Raw genomic sequence first — 17210 nt, forward strand, 5'->3', positions numbered from 1 at the left:
CTAGCGGTGCCGATGAGGTTTCTTCGGAAAGGTTTTTATCGTTATTTTTTTGGTCGTTATTTTTACTTGTCATGCCTATATCCTGTGTAGCTAGGGCTGGAGAGCCGCCAGTAATTCTTGGTTGGATGCGCTTCCCGTGCATCTCACGCGAGTGAACCCCCTTTGAATTGCGATGTCAGCGATACGCTGACTGGGGATATACAACTCTTGTTGATTAAGCCAAGTCAATTGCTCCGACGTCAATTGGCTGCACAAATAATCCAGTTGTTCACCACTGGTGACAACAATCTGGTTAATTTGTAGGTTTTTCCATAGTGAGACACAGCTTACTGGATCGAATGGGATGAATTCTCTCTTGTAAGTCTCACTATAGTGAACTTTTGCGCCACGTCTCACCAATGCATCTTTGATCAGTTCTCTTCCGCCGTTACCACGAAGGATAAGAACTTGTTGTTGTGCCACATTGTTGAGCTCTGGCAGTCGCAATAAGTGTTCACTATCACTGACTTGGGGATAGTGTACTTTCTGTTGGGTACATTTGCTTAAATAGTGTGCTGTTTTTTGACCAACGGCAAGGTAAATAGCTTGTTTCGGCCATGACATCCCGTTGCTGGCTAAGATTTGCTGTGCACATTGCACTGCATGTCGACTAACAGCGATAACAATTTGAGCTTGATGTAGATGTTTAGAGAGGTGCGTGTCCGTGAGATCGGCGACAATGTCGATCAGAGGATGGTGATATGCGGAAATGCCGTGCCTTTCGAGCAGAGAGCAAAGCGCGTTGCCTTGCTCTCCCGGCCGAGTGACCAACACTGCCATGGTTATTCGTGATCTGCGTACAGCTTAGTTAGGATTTCACGAGCGCCGTTATCTAGCAGCTCATTGGCTAGCTGCACTCCTAATGCTTCGCCATCTTTACGATGGCCACGAATTTCACCACGCACAATTTCGCTGCCATCTGGTTCGCCAACTAATGCGCGTAGCCAAATGTTGTCGCCGTCTAGCAGGGCATAGCTGCCGATAGGTACCTGACACCCGCCTTCTAGCGTAAGGTTCATTGCGCGCTCACACAAAACGCGGTCTACGGTGTCTTGGTGGTTAAGTGGCTCAAGCAGCTTAAGCAGTCTTTCATCGTCAAGGCGGCACTCAATACCGACAGCACCTTGGCCTACCGCTGGTAGTGATTGCTCTGGTTCGATAAAGCTACGAATGCGCTCTTCAAGCTTCAATCGTTTGAGGCCAGCCGCAGCAAGAATGATTGCATCATACTCACCCGCATCTAACTTACCAAGGCGAGTGCCCACATTACCGCGAAGCTCTTTGATGATGATGTCCGGACGATATTCTTTCAGTTGGCATTGACGGCGCAAACTGCAAGTACCAACCACGGCACCTTGAGGGAGCTCATCAATGTGGCTATAGGTATTAGAGACGAAGGCATCACGAGGATCTTCACGCTCACAAATGGTCACGAGGCCAAGGCCTTCTGGGAAATCGACGGGTACGTCTTTCATTGAGTGAACGGCGAGGTCTGCACGTCCTTCTAGCATCGCGATTTCAAGCTCTTTTACGAACAAGCCTTTGCCGCCAACTTTTGCTAGTGGTGTATCTAAAATCACGTCACCTTTGGTCACCATGGTTACTAACTCGACTTCCAAGCCAGGGTGAGCGGCTTGAAGGGCGTCTTTAACAAAGTAAGCTTGCCATAAAGCAAGAGGGCTTTTTCGAGTTGCAATGCGAATCGGTGTGGATTGTGTCATGATCTTCTCAATGCTGTTTGGATTTGGGTTTATCCTACCATTCTCATCAAGAAATGCTTACTGTTAGTTCGTTATCTCTGAAGGCTATGAATGGAATTACATGACGTTATGAAAATAGTGTGACTGGATTCTCAATTAGACTAAGGACTATTATTAGTAATAGGTAATAAGAGCGACACTACCGCGCGATTAATTTTGTGACTAAAGTATGGTTTTGTATCCAGAGTGATACGCGGGCGTGAAGCTTTACCCGCACCAATAAAAGTGTTAAATTGATCACGTTTTTAAGCCATTTTGGTTTAAAACGTCAGCAGATTTTCGTGATTGTTCAACCAAGGAATTCCCCTTGCAGGCTTACACCCAAAAAATCATCCAGCGACTAGATAATTTGAATCAGCAGCGAGTTGATCGCGCGTTGGCGCTTATGGATTCGCAAAGCCAGCAAGTCTTCCACTTGATTCCTGCCTTGTTGAACTACAACCATCCTGTAATTCCTGGCTATTATGATGCCGATGTCCCGTTTGGTGTGCATGGGCTCGAACTAAATAGCATTCAGCAACAATTCATAGATGATATTCAACTTGCCATTGGTCAGCCGCTCAAGACGGTAGAAAAGCCCGCTATATTGGGTTTATACACCATGGGCAGTACCTCCTCGATTGGTCAAAGTACTTCCAGTGATTTGGATATTTGGGTGTGTATCTCGCCCGATATGGATTGTGACGAACGCGAGTTATTGACCAATAAATGCTTACTCATCACGGATTGGGCACAAAGCAAAGGCGTGGAAGCGAACTTTTTCTTAATGGATAAAGAGCGCTTTAGAAGCAATCATTCTGAGGAGATGACAGGTGATAACTGTGGTTCATCTCAGCACTTACTTTTGCTAGATGAATTTTATCGTAGTGCGGTGCGTATTGCCGGACAGCGTTTGTTATGGCAAATCGTGCCGCCAGAAATGGAAGAGTGTTACGACGAGTACGTTTCTCAACTGTGCAGTGATGGTTACATCGACTGTAGTGAATGGATCGACTTTGGTAAATTGAACTGCATTCCTGCTGAAGAATACTTCGGCTCGAACTTGTGGCAGTTATACAAAAGCATCGACTCTCCCTACAAATCGGTATTAAAAGCCATCTTGCTAGAAGCTTACTCGTGGGAATACCCGCATACTCAATTGTTAAGTATCGACACTAAGCGTCGTTTCTTTGCCCATGAGCCTGACCTCTATGGCATGGATGCGTACTACTTAATGTTGGAAAAAGTAACCCGTTACCTAGAGCGAATTCAAGACGATACACGTTTGGATTTGGTGCGTCGCTGTTTCTATCTCAAAACCCATGAAAAACTATCTCGTGAGCCGAATATTGGCTCAGTAGCTTGGCGTCGTGAAGCACTGAGCGATATGATTGCAAAATGGAATTGGGATGCCAGTGTCGTTGCAGAGCTCGATGACCGCCGTAATTGGAAGGTTGAACAAGTAAAGGTGGTACATCATGCATTGCTGGATGCGTTGATGCAAAGCTACCGTAACTTGATTCAATTTGCGCGTCGTAACGACATCACTTCTGCTATCAGTCCGCAAGACATCAGTATTTTGGCCCGTAAACTCTACGCGGCTTTTGAAGTATTGCCGGGCAAAGTAACGTTACTAAACCCACAGATTTCACCTGATCTGCACGAGCCTGACTTGAGCTTTATCGAAGTGAAAAAAGGGGGGGTAAACAAGTCTGGTTGGTACCTCTATAAACAACCGCTTATTGCGCACCGCATTTTGGGGCAACCATATCTAGAGCATCATGAATACTTGAGTAAGTTGGTTGCTTGGGCATTCTTCAATGGCTTGATCACTGAATCGACTCGTTTACATGCCGTGGTACGTGAAGCGCAGCTAGATATTGATAAGTTTTACCAAATGGTGAGTGACTTACGAAATACTTTTGCGTTGCGTAAGCGTCGTCCATCTATGCAGGCGCTAGCGAGTCCTTGTGAAATAAGCCAGCTTGCGATGTTCATCAACTTCGAAAATGATCCGACGTCTGAACTTTCTGGTCGTTCGTTGAAAGTGGATGTTAAGAACACCGATATTTTTAGCTTTGGTCCAGAACATAAAAATTTAGTCGGCAGTGTTGACCTTGTTTACCGTAACTCTTGGCATGAAGTGCGTACGCTGCATTTCAAAGGGGAAACGGCGATGCTGGATGCACTGAAAACCATTTTGGGCAAAATGCACCAAGATGCGTTGCCACCAGAATCAGTGGATGTGTTCTGCTATGCGAAGAACATGCGTGGTGTGATGCGTAATATGGTTTACCAGCTTTTAGCTGAATGTATCGACTTACGCTTGAAACCAGTAGAGCAAGAGAAACGCCGCCGCTTTAAAGCGATGCGTCTTGGTAACCAGACTTATGGGTTGTTCTTTGAACGTCGTGGTGTGTCGGTGCAGAAGCTAGAAAATTCCATCGATTTCTACCGCAGCATTTCTACTAACAAACTCAAAGGCTCGCCGCTGTTAATGCTCGATCGTGAGCAAGAATATCAAATGCCGGAGGCGGTGGATGGGTTTGCCAGTGAAGGTCTGGTGCAGTTCTTCTTTGAAGATAACGAAGATGGCTTCAATATTTATGTTTTGGATGAGTCAAATCAAGTGGAAGTGTATCACCAATTTAGTGGCTCCAAAGATGAAATGATTTCGTCTGTAAACAGCTTCTACACGTCGGTAAAAGACGATAGTCGCGTCGCGTCGAAGTTTATTAACTTTAACCTGCCTCAGTACTATCAAATTATTCACCCTGAAGAGGGGAATGCGTATATCATTCCTTACCGTAATGACGGTTGTTCACCGAGTCGCCCGACCAAAACTGTGAACGCGTAATTAAACCCGTATCAATAAACAAAAAGAGCACTTCGGTGCTCTTTTTGTTTTGGTGACGATTGACCAGAATTATGCCCAATCAATGGCTTCGCCTGCGTGCTTTTCACACTCTTTCTTCACCATTTCAAATAGCTCCATACCCGTTTTTGAGCAGGTCCATTTACCTTCAATAAGCTTGAAGTGGAAACCACCAGATTTGGACGCTAGCCAGATCTCATGCATCGGCTCTTGGCGATTAATGATGATTTGGCTGCGGTCTTCAAATTCCAATGTCATTACGTTGCCAGTGACTTCGTAATCAATGTCTGCGCCTGAATCATCGATGGATTCTTCGATGATTTGCATCTGCGCATCCACCAGTTGATGAAATTCAGTATCGTTCATCCGTCTATCCTATTGCTTTTCCTGAGTGTGGTGCGATTATAGGGGGCATTGATTCAATAATCACGATATGCGAAATGAAAAAATTAGTTACTGTGTTGTTTGTGATGGTTGCCGCGACCTTAGCGGGGTGTGGTCAGTCTGGCTCACTATACATTCCAGATGACACTCAACAGAATGAGCAATCACAATAAATAACCGCACCTTAGGGTGAAATTAGGGTTCAGCAGTCGAATAAAATAAGGGAAGCGAATTTTGGATTACTTCAACTATCAGGATGATGGCCAGCTTTGGGCCGAAGACGTCCCACTTCAAGCTCTTGCAGAGCAATATGGCACTCCTCTTTATGTATATTCTCGAGCCACGCTAGAGCGCCATTGGAAGGCGTTTGATAGTGCTGTGGGTCAGCATCCTCACCTGGTTTGCTACGCGGTGAAAGCCAACTCAAACTTAGGCGTATTGAACACGCTAGCGCGTTTGGGATCGGGTTTTGACATCGTGTCGGGTGGTGAACTTGAGCGTGTGATTGCCGCAGGCGGTGATCCGAAAAAAGTCGTTTTCTCTGGTGTTGGTAAAACACCGGCAGAGATGAAGCGCGCTCTTGAGCTAGGTATCAAATGTTTCAACGTTGAATCTGAGCCAGAGCTAGAACGTTTGAACAAGGTTGCGGGTGAGCTTGGTGTGATTGCGCCAATTTCTCTGCGTATCAATCCAGATGTCGACGCGAAAACACACCCTTACATTTCGACTGGTCTTCGCGACAATAAATTCGGCATTGCGTTTGATCGTGCGCCAGATGTTTATAAATTCGCGCAAAGCCTGCCGAACTTGAATGTGCAAGGTATCGACTGCCACATTGGTTCTCAGCTGACCAATATAGACCCATTTATCGACGCGACAGACCGTTTATTAGCCCTGATTGATGATTTAAAAGCGCAAGGCATTAACATTCGTCACCTTGACGTCGGCGGTGGTTTGGGTGTGGTCTATCGTGATGAATTACCACCTCAGCCTTCTGATTACGCCAAAGCGTTACTAGGCCGTCTTGAAAATCACCAAGACTTGGAGCTGATCTTTGAGCCAGGCCGTGCAATTGCTGCGAACGCAGGTATATTGCTAACGCGTGTTGAGTTTTTAAAACATACTGAGCATAAAAACTTTGCGATTATCGACGCTGCAATGAACGACTTGATGCGTCCTGCGCTATACCAAGCATGGCAAGATATTGTGCCAGTTTCACCGCGAAAGGGTGAAGCTCAGACTTACGACTTGGTTGGTCCTATTTGTGAAACCGGCGACTTCTTGGGTAAAGATCGCGCACTCGTTTTGCAAGAAGGTGATCTACTCGCGGTTCGTTCAGCAGGTGCCTATGGTTTTGTGATGTCTTCGAACTACAATACTCGTACCCGAGCAGCAGAAGTGATGGTGGACGGTAAACAAAGCCACTTAGTTCGCCAGCGTGAGGAGCTGACCAGTTTGTGGCAGCTGGAACAGATTCTACCGGAGTAACACACAACAAATGCATTTCCACTTTTCCAAAATGCACGGTTTGGGCAACGACTTCATGGTCGTCGACTGTATTACCCAGAACGTGTTTTTCTCGCAAGACCTGATCCGCCGCTTGGCGGATCGTCATACTGGCGTTGGTTTTGACCAATTGCTTGTGGTAGAGGCCCCTTACGACCCTGAAACCGACTTCCATTATCGGATTTTTAATGCCGATGGTAGTGAAGTTGAACAGTGTGGTAACGGTGCACGCTGTTTTGCCCGCTTTGTTCGCTTGAAGGGGCTGACCAATAAATACAGCATCAGCGTGAGCACCAAGAAAGGAAAGATGATTCTCAACATCGAAGATGATGGGGAAGTGACGGTCAACATGGGCGTGCCAGAGTTTGAACCGAACAAAATTCCTTTCAAAGCGAAGCAAAAAGAGAAAACTTACATCATGCGAGCAGGCGACAATACCTTGTTTTGTGGTTCTGTGAGCATGGGTAACCCGCACGTAGTGACCGCGGTCGACGATGTGGATACGGCAGAAGTGGAAACTCTCGGTCCGCTGCTTGAGTCGCATGAGCGTTTCCCAGAGCGCGTCAACGCTGGCTTTATGCAGGTGATGAGTCGTGACCATATTCGTCTTCGAGTTTACGAGCGAGGCGCAGGAGAGACACAAGCTTGTGGTAGTGGTGCATGCGCGGCAGTCGCGGTTGGGATTCTGCAGGGCTTGTTGGATGAAAACGTTAAGGTTTCTCTACCTGGTGGTGAATTGCGAATTGCATGGCAAGGCCCTGGCAAGCCGTTGCTTATGACCGGACCTACAACGCATGTATTTGATGGTCAATTGTCTTGCTAGTTGAAGAAAAAGGAAACGGTTTGTCTCAAGTAGAAGCAGATGCCTTAACGGCTGAAGTAGTGGCCGAGTACCTCAAAGATCATCCAGACTTTTTTGTGCAACGTCCGGAGCTCGTGGATCGTTTATCTTTCCCACACTCAGATTTAGGCGCGGTATCTTTGGTACACATCCAAATGAATCGCCAACGTCAGCGCATTGAAGAGTTAGAGGAAGAGATCACTGCACTAATGTCGCTTGCGGCGAACAATGATCGCACCTTTTACGAATTTATGGATTTGCAGGGGCAGATTCTAAAGTGTGGTGACTTTAAACAAGTCATTCATTCTATCGAAGAGAAAGCCAAAGCACTGGGCTTACGTGCGTTTGTTCGATTGTTTAGTCAATGCGACGCATCGATTCAATTGAGTAAGGAAAGTTATCAACGCTTTGCGACCACTCACCTAAATGGCAAAGATGCGTACTTAGGGCGTCTTCGCAAAGTGGATCGTGAAGCTTTGTTTGGCAACATGGAAGTGCCGGAAATGGGTTCCTATGTGGTACTGCCGCTCGTGAAACAGCAAACACTGGGCGTGCTTGCTTTTTCTAGTGAAGATGGCGGCCATTTTCAGCCAGATATGGATACCTTGTTTTTGCGTCACCTATCATTAGTAGTGGCACATCTCGCTCAAACACTGGTATGGCAAAGTTACGATGACGACAACTCCCAGCACTCCTCTGCCAAATAGTCTGCAAAAGCCTCTCGAGCGCTTCTATGAATTCTTACGAAGCGAAAAGGGGCTTAGCCTACATACTCAGCGCAATTACAAACAGCAGCTAGAAACAATGGCGCAGCACTTAGCTGAAATGGGGCTCAAAGATTGGTCTCAAGTGGATGCTGGTTGGGTGCGCCAATTAGCAGGTAAGGGCATGCGAGAAGGCATGAAAGCCAGCAGTTTGGCAACGCGCCTCTCATCGCTGCGTAGCTTTTTCGATTTCCTTATTCTGCGTGGCGAGATGTCGGCTAACCCAGCCAAAGGGGTTTCAGCACCTCGCAAAAAACGCCCGTTGCCCAAAAACCTCGATGTTGACGAAGTGAGCCAATTACTTGAAGTCAACGAGGACGACCCGCTGGCTGTGCGCGATCGCGCCATGATGGAGCTGATGTATGGCGCCGGCTTACGTTTGGCTGAACTGGTGGGTGTGGATGTACGTGACGTACAACTGCGTAGTGGTGAGCTTCGTGTTATTGGTAAAGGCGATAAAGAACGTAAAGTGCCGTTCTCTGGGATGGCAACCGAGTGGGTCGGGAAGTGGTTACGCGTTCGTGGTGATTTAGCCGCTCCAGGTGAGCCCGCCTTGTTTGTATCTAAGCTTGGAACGCGTATTTCGCATCGTAGCGTGCAAAAGCGCATGGCTGAATGGGGGCAGAAACAGTCTGTCGCAAGCCATATTAGTCCGCATAAATTGCGTCACTCATTTGCGACACATATGCTCGAATCAAGCAATAACTTACGTGCGGTGCAGGAGCTTTTAGGGCACGAGAACATTTCGACGACCCAAATCTACACGCACTTGGATTTCCAACATTTGGCGCAAGCCTACGACCAAGCCCACCCACGCGCACGTAAAAAGAACGGGGAGTGAGCCGAAGTATGAAATTTTATCGCCGTATCGAGCCTATTAAGGCAATGACCTTTGACCTAGATGATACCCTCTATGACAACTATCCTGTGATAGTTCGCATGGAGCGTGAGTTGCTATCTTGGCTCAAGCACCATCATCCAGCGGTTGCTCATATGAACAAAGCGGATTGGTTTGCTCTCAAACAGCGAGTTGTGCAGCAACAACCCGAGCTGAAGAGCGATGTCACTTTATGGCGTTTAGTGCAACTTCAGCAAGCTTTCTCCCAAGTAGGCTACGACGAAGACGCAGCACATGCCGCCGCGAAAGCCGCAGTAGACGTTGCGTTGGACTGGCGTAACCGTTTTGAAGTGCCGCAGCAAAGCCTCGATGTACTGGAGAAACTCGCGCAGCACATCCCGTTGGTGGCAATCACCAACGGTAATGTGGATTTAGACCGCATCGGTCTTACGCCTTATTTCCAACAGGTACTTAAAGCAGGACCAGATGGATTGGCGAAACCCGCAACCGATATGTTTACTAAAGCGAAGCGATTCTTGGATACTCCTGCGGAGAATATTCTGCATGTTGGTGATCATCTAACCACGGATGTGCATGGTGCAAAGTTGGCTGGTTTTGCAGCCTGTTGGTTTAATGATATGAATAAAAATGTCATTAACCATTCAAAAACACGTACTTTACCTGATATTGAAATCAATAGTTTGCAGCCGTTACTCACACTTTTTTAATTGCTTTCGCATTAATCCATTCTAATCTCATTTTGTGTCTAGAAAAGCAGCGCAAAGCCACGTAAATTATTCTCTATTAAATAAAAATAGTAACGCCACACGTCGTGGTGAAGATAGTGTTACGGCAGTGGTAGGTCCATGCGAGCTTTTTCAAAACTGGTTCACGATGTCAGTCAACTGAATGACTTTTTAGTCACTTTTCCGACTTCCTCAGATAAACAATATTTAGTACAAATATTGTCGACGCAATCGCGCGAAATTACGACCACACTTGCAGACGCCGTTTTGTCGTCGCTGCCGAATGCTCATGTTATGGGGCATAGTACGCGTAATGTGATTCTGGAAGGGGAGATATTTACCTCTGGTTGCCTAGTGAGTGTGATTGAATTTGAGCAAACCACGCTGACTTCTGCGGTACAAACATACTCTTACTCCCCTGACATTGATGGCGGGGAGCTCAAGCGCTCTCTTCTAATGCAGCATAATTCACAGGTGATCCTCAGCTTTGCTGTGCAAATTGAACGACGTGACTATCCCTTGTTTCAAACCTTCGCCAGTGAAGAAGTAGTGATTTCTGGAGGGTTGGCGCAGAGTATTGACGATGGCTGCTGGGTGCTATATCAAAACCGAGTTTACGATAACGCTGTGGTTGCCGTAGCTTTGCACAGTGATACTTTGAAGCTATGGACTGATGCGTATTCGGAATGGAACCCGATTGGCATGCCACACAAAGTCACTCATGCAAAAGGAACGCGCTTGTATTGTTTAGGTGAGAAGAAAGCACTGGACGTATACAAGCGTTACTTGGCGGATGGCCATGACGTGACGCTGAGTCAACTGCTCAGCTTTCCTTTATATCGAGAAAGCTTAGGGCGAAAGGAAGTTTGTACGGTAACGGAGCTACACGCTGATGGCAGTATGAGCTTCGACAGGCCCTGGTGTCTTGGTGACGAAGTGCAATTTTGCTATAACCATCCCTCGTTAACGCTCGAGCAAGTGCGGCATGGTGTGGTTGAGTTAGCCATGCACCAACCTGAAGTCGTGATGATTTTTAACTGCGCGTCACGGTTAGACTTTATTGACAGCAGCGACGAAGTCCAAGCCTTCAAAGATATTGCGACGACGTTTGGTAGTTACTGTATGGGGGAACTGCATGGTGGTATTGGTCAGCCCGAAATTCTTCATCACAGCCTGACGTATTTAGCGATGCGAGAGGGAGACGAAGTGCAAACATTGAACTTGCCTAAGTCGCCCGTTAGCTCCTCTATTTCACCGCTGTTTAGCTTGATTCGAAATGCGATCGGCGATCTCAACCATATGAACGCGCATATGGGGTATCAACTCGATCGCCAAACGCGCAAGTTACAAGAAAGCTATCGACGCGACAGTCGCACGGGATTACAAAACCGGGTCGCATTGCAAGAGCGGCTGAGTAACATCGATTTGGATGAGCATTTGTTGACTCTAAAGCTACTTAACTTTAGTCATATCAACGAAAAATACGGCTACCGAGTGGGAGATCAATTACTCAAAGATCTCTCAATGCACTTTACGAATCGACTACGAAAGCGTTTTGGCATGCCAACGGCTTTACAGCTTTATAGTATTGGGGTTGGTGAATGGGCATTCATATTTAAAGCTGACCAAAGCAGCGAAACCATCAAACAGCACTTTACGCGTTTTGCTGACGCGGTAGAACAAACTAATTTTGAGCCAATTGGCCTACGTGAAATAGATTATCTTTCTATCTCGCTATGCGGCGGCTTAGTGAGTCGTCGAGACTTTCCATCCGCTTCAGTAGATGAGCTCTTACTCAAAGGCATCGAAGCGAGGCGCTCCGGTGTACGCAGTAATACTCATATCTGTAATGCGAAAGATATTGAAGTCAGTGAGGATGTGCGTAAAGAGCAACTTGGATGGCTAAGTTGCGTCAGTAGAGCCATTCTCAAACAGAATATCATCACTTATAGCCAACCTATTGTGCATGCGGGTAGCCACAAATTAGCAAGCCAAGAATGTTTGGTTCGTATTCTGGAAGCCGATGGAACGGTGATTGCGCCAGGGCGTTTTCTGCCAATTATCTCTGATACGCATCTTTACACTCGATTAAGTCGGCACATGATTCATTCTACGTTGCATTACATGCGAGATAAGCAAGGTGACTTTTCTATAAACTTATCGCCGCAAGATTTGCTCAGTGATAAAACTTTAATGCTTTTAGAGCATGAAATTAGCCAGCTAAATGACCCAAGGCGAATTGGTTTAGAAGTGCTGGAATCTGAGCAGATCAAAGACTACGGCCGAATGATAGAAGTGTGCAGTCATTTTAGAAGCTTAGGGGCGCGTATCATTGTTGATGACTTTGGGTCCGGCTATTCGAATATCGATGAAATCCTAAAGTTGGAGCCAGAAGTCATAAAGCTCGATGGCAGCTTGATTCGTGATATTGATAAAGACTTAAAACAGCGCAAGATCGCTTCCCAGTTGGTGCGTTTGTGCCAGGTGTTTAACGCGGAGACGGTGGCGGAGTTCGTCCACAATCAGGAGGTGTGCACCATTGCACAAGACATGGGGGTGGATTATTTGCAGGGTTACTATCTTGGCGAGCCGACTCGACTGTTTTAATGATGTTTCACGTGAAACTTCTTGTCGTAAAAACGCAGCGTAGGCTGCGTTTTTTGTTTGGTTCTTCTACTGAGCTTAATGGTTAACGCTTAAGAGCGTGTCCACTCTTTTCAGCTTGGAACAGAGCGAGGTAATGGGCAAAAAAGCGCTGCATTTGTTGTTGGTTGTTTTGTTCTCCAAGTTGCCCGAGCAAATGTGCAGCGACTTCAAACGTACACAAATTACCTTGTTGTTGGTTGCGTCGCAGCTGATATTGTGAGTCCGCCGACGCAGACAATCCCATAGTAGGGATACCTTCTAACCAACGGCTCTTATTGATCATCTTGCGCGCCTCTTGCCAGGTGGCATCTAAAATAATAAACAGCGGAGTTTTGGTTTGTTGCTGGCTTTGGAGTACCACATGTTCGAGTGTGATACTTTCTTCACAGGGGAAGAGCAACACCGGATACCGCGACGGATCAGCTAATAGAGTGAGCAATTCTGCTGGTGGCTGTTTGCGATCCCAGATTACTCGCTCAATGCTGAGTTGGCACTGCTCTAGTAGCTGGCCGGTATTAGTATCACGCTTCAGTTCATTCGGATGCATTAACAGCAGGATGTTGTGCTCACTGTTAAGTTTCGGCATTAGCGAGCACATACAATTGAATTGAAAACCGCAGGTTGGACACGGTTGTGACATTACAGACGAACTCCTTCTCGCACCGGGCTTATCCCATCAGAGAACAGACGCACGCCACTGACTTGGTTCGGCGTTGCCGTTGGCGCCATGCTTGGGTTGAGTGGGTAGCTAACCCCAGTGTATTGCATCACGTGTGGAGCCGCTTTAGCTCCGCCACCGCTGACATTAAAAATCAGATCTCGCCAACCATGAGAGGTTTGTTGGCCGAGCATAATCGGGCTTTGCACTAGTGTAATGCGGCTATTAAATCGCCATTCCTTTTCGTGATGTTCAAATATCAGCAATGTACAGCCTCCGGAACCACACCAATCCAACTGTACCAATAGCTCTTCGTTACCATCGCTGTTGAGATCGTAAGTTAGCCAACGGTATTGGTTATTGTTGGGGGTGGTTTGATGGATAAAGAAGTAGTTGCGCACCGCGGCATCTACTTTTGAATCAAACTCTGCACTAGAAGGGACGTCAGCACTACCGATGGGGTTGTAGGTGCGTTTTTCGGCTGGTTGCATGATGCCTTCATCACGAACGGTGGCAGGATAAAGGACTAAACCACCATCGGCGATTAGGTATACCAAGTTACCGACTTTTTCTTTGGTCGCTTTGAGCTGATTGCCTTCTCGAGTAAACAGTCGCTCTGACATTAGCCTTTGCTGTTGATGATGCGTCATGACAACTTGAACCTGAGACGGACTTAACTGTTGCCAGTAACCACGCTCGATTAATGGTGCTTGTCCATTGGCGTAACGGTATTTTGTTGTGGCGCTATGGTCTGGGTTTAAGGTCATTTGTACTTCAAAACCTTGTGATTGAGTTGAGGTCGCGACATAGGTATTAGCCCAGCCAAGCGTTGCATCGACGTTTGCAGCCATACCACAACCTTGATACGTCTCGCCTTCATGTTTTAGTGTTGCTTTCCAGCCATACAAAGAATCGCTCATTGTGTCTGAGCAGAGGTTTTCTGTTAAGCGAAGCTCACCATCTTGTAGTTGATAAGTGCGCTGGCGAGGTTGAAGCTGACTGCTGTTAATCGCTAATTTTGTGGTTTGTTTGCCGATTTGCTGGAATGTTAGTCCATTAGCCTCAAAGCTTGCCGACCAAGAAGGCTCATTACCAAACACGCGAGTTGGTTTGTTTGGTTGCTGACAACGGTTTGGGTTTTCCGTTGTGAGGAAGTTCACTTGTTCCACGACAAAGTTAGCATCGAAATCAGCAGAAAACCCATCGATGCCCGGTGGGTTGAGGTGGCCGATAACCTCTCCATACATAGTCTGGTAAGGCTCGTTATTTAACTGAATTGCTCGTTGCATTTGTTGTGGTGATAGTTGCAACCAATATTGCTTGTCGCTGCCACAAGGCATGATGTATTGGCTCTCGTGACCGACGATCACTTTTCCGCGCAGCATAAAAGTTTGAGGTTGAATGGTTTCAGGCTTATCTAAGGTTGCTGGTGGAGAGGTTGGGTCAGCGGCACCAGATTGTGGCGACTGTGAACTACATGCTTGCAGAACCAGCAGGGTGGCAAGCGCCACTGGGTTTTTCAAAGCCTTCATGTTATATCTTCCTCATTATTGTTACTCAATCGGCATCGGATGGCATTATGGCATATTGGTTATTTAAAACTGAACCAGATACCTTTTCTATTGACACGCTTCGAACCCAAAAGGTTTCATGTTGGGAGGGAGTTCGTAATTATCAGGCGCGCAATATGATGCGTGACCAAGTGAAGGTGGGCGATTTAGTCCTGATTTACCACTCTTCTTGTAAACATGTTGGCGTGGCAGGTATTGCTAAAGTTGTGAGAGAAGCCTATCCCGATCATTTCCAATTCGATCCCGAAAGCGATTATTACGATCCAAAGTCAGACCCAGACAACCCGCGTTGGATTATGGTGGATGTAGAGTTTGTACGTAAAACGGCGCGAGTGATTCCGTTGTCGGTGATGAAAGCGATGCCAGAACTTGAGAACATGCCGTTGGTGAAACGTGGAAATCGCTTGTCGATTATGCCCGTGACAGAAGAAGAATGGGACGCGATTCTTGGCAAAGAGAAGCTGCCAAGTCAGCGATAAAAGAGAAGGGCTGCGAATGTGCAGCCCTTCATTATTTGGAGTATTGAAGCTTACAGCAAGTGTTCTTGTAGGTAGTGTGCAACCGCATCTTCTGCATTGCTGCCAATTACTTCATTATTTGGTAGAGCTTTCATCACTTTTTCGTGTGATGTACCCATAACTAGCCCTTTACCTGCCATCGACAGCATTTCTACGTCATTCATGCCATCACCAAATGCTACGCAGTTTTCTAACGTGAGGTCGAGTTTTTTCGCTACCGCTTCAAGAGCATGACCTTTAGACACGCCAGCGCTCATTACTTCCAAACACCAAGGCGTTGAAAATGCGATGTTCAGCTTATCACCAAACTGCTCACGTAGTTTGTTTTCAAATACGACCAAACGTTCGTGGTCTTCTCCTGGATGAGTAAAGAAAACTTTCGCAATACCGTCAGTTGGAGCTTGGTCTTCATCAAATAAGACGTAAGTGAATTCATCGTGGAAGTCACGTAACGTTTCATCATCCTTGTTCATCAACCAGCTATCATTTTGATACATGTGAATAAGTATTTCTTGATCATGTTTGATCGTGTCGATCACGCCTTGTACCAGTTCCGCAGGGACATTCTCGCTGTACATTAGCTGATCTTCCTGGTCATGCACTCGGGCACCATTCGACGTGATCATATAAGCTGGAATGCCAACTTGGCGACGGATGCTCGCAACGTCTACGTGGTGACGGCCGGTTGCAAAGACAAAGGTATAACCCTTTTTATGCAGCGCTTTTAGCGTCTCTTTTGAGTAAGCACTGAGCTGATGGTTAGGTGCGAGTAACGTGCCATCCAGATCAGAGGCAACGATTTTGGTGATCTCTTTGCAAGGTAGCGATGTGCTCATGAAGTCCTCGTAAACGGTTTGGATAGTGTGGAACAGGTGAATTGCAAACGGAGTACAGCAGACTGACTAGATCGTACTGCTCCGAATGCGGGGGAACTTGGGCCCGTAGCACTATGCGGTTAAACACTGTGTCAAAGTAGCCAAGTTCAAGCAGTGTACGCCAAAATGAGGATGAAAAAGAGGGTAAATCGATGTGTAGACATTTCCTCTTTAATCTTAGTCGTGAAATGGTCGCCTAGAGTTCTTATTGTGCTTGTTCGTTTGATGGCGACTTAGGATCCTTCATAAAGCGGAAAATCGCATCGAGCGCTTGATTACGATACTTGTCGGTCTCGAACAAGATTTCATGCTGTGCGCCTTCGATAGAAAGCAGCTCCGCGTGCGGGTTGGTTTTCCGCAATTTATCAATAAAACGCTTTTGCGCGAGATTGCTAACAATCCGATCGTTTCCGGCTTGGATTAGGATGACTGGTATTTTGACTTGGCGAGTTAATAAAAAGCACTGCTTAGCGGCCATGAGCCCTTGCCAAACCCAGCGAGTGCTTGGCCCACCGACTTGCAGTTCCGGTTTTTCCGTATATAGGTTTCGGAACCATTGGTAGCGGCCGTAACTTTGGCTAAGTGGGTTATCTTCAAAGGGCTTAGGGAAGTAGGCCTGATGTCCTGGTGCATAGCGTGGCAAAGTCGATACCGCTGACATAATTTGTGTGACCGGAATCGCTATTGGTGAGAGGTACCATGGCAGGTTAATGCCAAACATGGGCGCACTTAGAATCAAACCAGTAAAAGGGTGTTCTGGGTGAGTTTGCAGGTAACGTGTGGCGATCGCGCCGCCCATAGAGTGCGCGATGATGAAGCATTGTTGATATTCGCTAAGGTCGTGTTTTTTTACGACGATGTCCATATCATCAATATAATCAGTAAAGTCATAGACGTGACCCATATCTGAGTCAGATAATAAACGATCTGATAAACCTTGTCCGCGGTGGTCAAAGGAATAGACATCGAAACCTTGGCGGTAGAGATCGTAAAACAGCTCTTGGTATTTCCAGGAAGACTCAATGCGTCCATTTACGATGAGCACGGCTTTTTTATGCTCTGGGTTGGTTAGCTTGCACCAGTAAATGTTCTTTTTCTCAGTCCCTTTAACAAAGCCCTCTTGGCGAGTTTGCCAAAGTGCTGCGATCGGACCACCAATTGCTTGCTCAAATAATGTCTCTTGAGTATAAGTCAAAGGTGAATGGTTAGT

At 46.6% G+C, this 17210-nt stretch carries 16 protein-coding genes; 9 read left to right on the plus strand and 7 right to left on the minus strand.

Translation table 11 applies throughout. The features are described from left to right. Nucleotides 1-90: 90 nt before the first annotated feature. Together R7Q47_RS22085 and hemC are read right to left on the minus strand one after the other, a co-directional pair. A complete protein-coding gene (locus R7Q47_RS22085) occupies nucleotides 91-819 on the minus strand; it encodes a uroporphyrinogen-III synthase (RefSeq protein ID WP_062730807.1) in 729 nt (242 codons plus the stop codon). A gap of 2 nt (nucleotides 820-821) precedes the next feature. Beyond that, on the minus strand, nucleotides 822-1760 hold the full coding sequence (gene hemC, locus R7Q47_RS22090; protein ID WP_005383388.1) for a hydroxymethylbilane synthase: 939 nt from the start codon (nucleotides 1758-1760) through the stop codon (nucleotides 822-824). A 346-nt stretch (nucleotides 1761-2106) separates the two neighbouring features. On the opposite strand from hemC, the gene R7Q47_RS22095 reads away from it, so the two are divergent. Then, nucleotides 2107-4635: a class I adenylate cyclase gene (locus tag R7Q47_RS22095; RefSeq protein WP_042523920.1), complete on the plus strand. Its 2529-nt coding sequence runs from the start codon at nucleotides 2107-2109 to the stop codon at nucleotides 4633-4635. 69 nt (nucleotides 4636-4704) lie between these two features. Here the strand turns inward: R7Q47_RS22095 and cyaY are convergent, their stop codons facing one another. Further along, nucleotides 4705-5019 (minus strand): iron donor protein CyaY, encoded by a 315-nt coding sequence (cyaY, locus tag R7Q47_RS22100; RefSeq protein ID WP_005378747.1) that lies wholly within the window; start codon nucleotides 5017-5019, stop codon nucleotides 4705-4707. Nucleotides 5020-5093: 74 nt separating this feature from the next. Here cyaY and lptM point away from each other — a divergent pair, with 74 nt between their 5' ends. The 7 genes from lptM (at nucleotide 5094) to R7Q47_RS22135 (ending at nucleotide 12339) form a co-directional block, all read left to right on the plus strand. After that, nucleotides 5094-5210, plus strand: a complete 117-nt coding sequence (gene lptM / locus R7Q47_RS26910) for an LPS translocon maturation chaperone LptM (protein ID WP_005378746.1) — start codon at nucleotides 5094-5096, stop codon at nucleotides 5208-5210. A 61-nt stretch (nucleotides 5211-5271) separates the two neighbouring features. Further along, nucleotides 5272-6525: a diaminopimelate decarboxylase gene (lysA, locus tag R7Q47_RS22110; RefSeq protein WP_005378745.1), complete on the plus strand. Its 1254-nt coding sequence runs from the start codon at nucleotides 5272-5274 to the stop codon at nucleotides 6523-6525. Nucleotides 6526-6535: 10 nt separating this feature from the next. Then, nucleotides 6536-7366 carry a diaminopimelate epimerase gene (dapF, locus tag R7Q47_RS22115; RefSeq protein WP_213973550.1) on the plus strand — a complete coding sequence of 277 codons (831 nt, stop codon included), beginning with the start codon at nucleotides 6536-6538 and terminating at the stop codon, nucleotides 7364-7366. Next, the gene (locus R7Q47_RS22120; RefSeq protein WP_191116407.1) at nucleotides 7360-8091 is read left to right on the plus strand and encodes a DUF484 family protein; all 732 of its coding nucleotides are present in this window, start codon (nucleotides 7360-7362) and stop codon (nucleotides 8089-8091) included. The genes dapF and R7Q47_RS22120 overlap by 7 nt, the downstream gene beginning before the upstream one ends. After that, complete coding sequence (gene xerC, locus R7Q47_RS22125) at nucleotides 8057-8989, plus strand: tyrosine recombinase XerC (RefSeq protein ID WP_213973549.1); 933 nt, start codon at nucleotides 8057-8059, stop codon at nucleotides 8987-8989. The genes R7Q47_RS22120 and xerC overlap by 35 nt, the downstream gene beginning before the upstream one ends. An 8-nt stretch (nucleotides 8990-8997) precedes the next feature. Beyond that, nucleotides 8998-9714 carry a 5-amino-6-(5-phospho-D-ribitylamino)uracil phosphatase YigB gene (gene yigB, locus R7Q47_RS22130; RefSeq protein ID WP_053304478.1) on the plus strand — a complete coding sequence of 239 codons (717 nt, stop codon included), beginning with the start codon at nucleotides 8998-9000 and terminating at the stop codon, nucleotides 9712-9714. A 138-nt stretch (nucleotides 9715-9852) separates the two neighbouring features. Beyond that, entirely contained in the window at nucleotides 9853-12339 is a 2487-nt protein-coding gene (locus R7Q47_RS22135; protein WP_005383644.1) for an EAL domain-containing protein, read from the plus strand. Between the two features lie 82 nt (nucleotides 12340-12421). Here R7Q47_RS22135 and R7Q47_RS22140 read toward each other — a convergent pair whose 3' ends face one another. Together R7Q47_RS22140 and R7Q47_RS22145 are read right to left on the minus strand one after the other, a co-directional pair. Further along, nucleotides 12422-13018, minus strand: a complete 597-nt coding sequence (locus R7Q47_RS22140; protein WP_031780839.1) for a tRNA-uridine aminocarboxypropyltransferase — start codon at nucleotides 13016-13018, stop codon at nucleotides 12422-12424. Then, nucleotides 13018-14568, minus strand: coding sequence for a hypothetical protein (locus R7Q47_RS22145; RefSeq protein WP_318089382.1), 1551 nt, complete (start codon nucleotides 14566-14568; stop codon nucleotides 13018-13020). The genes R7Q47_RS22140 and R7Q47_RS22145 overlap by 1 nt, the downstream gene beginning before the upstream one ends. 47 nt (nucleotides 14569-14615) lie before the next feature. Between R7Q47_RS22145 and R7Q47_RS22150 the strand changes: the two genes are divergently transcribed. Continuing rightward, nucleotides 14616-15086, plus strand: coding sequence for an EVE domain-containing protein (locus tag R7Q47_RS22150; protein WP_005378735.1), 471 nt, complete (start codon nucleotides 14616-14618; stop codon nucleotides 15084-15086). 50 nt (nucleotides 15087-15136) lie between these two features. Here the strand turns inward: R7Q47_RS22150 and R7Q47_RS22155 are convergent, their stop codons facing one another. Both R7Q47_RS22155 and R7Q47_RS22160 read right to left on the minus strand, forming a co-directional pair. After that, the gene (locus R7Q47_RS22155) at nucleotides 15137-15961 is read right to left on the minus strand and encodes a Cof-type HAD-IIB family hydrolase (protein WP_182016949.1); all 825 of its coding nucleotides are present in this window, start codon (nucleotides 15959-15961) and stop codon (nucleotides 15137-15139) included. Nucleotides 15962-16205: 244 nt separating this feature from the next. Beyond that, a partial coding sequence (locus R7Q47_RS22160) for an alpha/beta fold hydrolase (RefSeq protein ID WP_318089383.1) occupies nucleotides 16206-17210 on the minus strand: 1005 nt, incomplete at its 5' end.

Source organism: Vibrio sp. Vb0349, assembly GCF_033338975.1.

Coding starts and splice junctions, on each gene's coding strand:
- R7Q47_RS22085 (WP_062730807.1), bottom strand. CDS start 819: ATGGCAGTGTTGGTCACTCGGCCGGGAGAGCAAGGCAACGCGCTTTGC.
- hemC (WP_005383388.1), bottom strand. CDS start 1,760: ATGACACAATCCACACCGATTCGCATTGCAACTCGAAAAAGCCCTCTT.
- cyaY (WP_005378747.1), bottom strand. CDS start 5,019: ATGAACGATACTGAATTTCATCAACTGGTGGATGCGCAGATGCAAATC.
- lptM (WP_005378746.1), top strand. CDS start 5,094: ATGAAAAAATTAGTTACTGTGTTGTTTGTGATGGTTGCCGCGACCTTA.
- dapF (WP_213973550.1), top strand. CDS start 6,536: ATGCATTTCCACTTTTCCAAAATGCACGGTTTGGGCAACGACTTCATG.
- xerC (WP_213973549.1), top strand. CDS start 8,057: ATGACGACAACTCCCAGCACTCCTCTGCCAAATAGTCTGCAAAAGCCT.
- yigB (WP_053304478.1), top strand. CDS start 8,998: ATGAAATTTTATCGCCGTATCGAGCCTATTAAGGCAATGACCTTTGAC.
- R7Q47_RS22135 (WP_005383644.1), top strand. CDS start 9,853: ATGCGAGCTTTTTCAAAACTGGTTCACGATGTCAGTCAACTGAATGAC.
- R7Q47_RS22140 (WP_031780839.1), bottom strand. CDS start 13,018: ATGTCACAACCGTGTCCAACCTGCGGTTTTCAATTCAATTGTATGTGC.
- R7Q47_RS22145 (WP_318089382.1), bottom strand. CDS start 14,568: ATGAAGGCTTTGAAAAACCCAGTGGCGCTTGCCACCCTGCTGGTTCTG.
- R7Q47_RS22150 (WP_005378735.1), top strand. CDS start 14,616: ATGGCATATTGGTTATTTAAAACTGAACCAGATACCTTTTCTATTGAC.
- R7Q47_RS22155 (WP_182016949.1), bottom strand. CDS start 15,961: ATGAGCACATCGCTACCTTGCAAAGAGATCACCAAAATCGTTGCCTCT.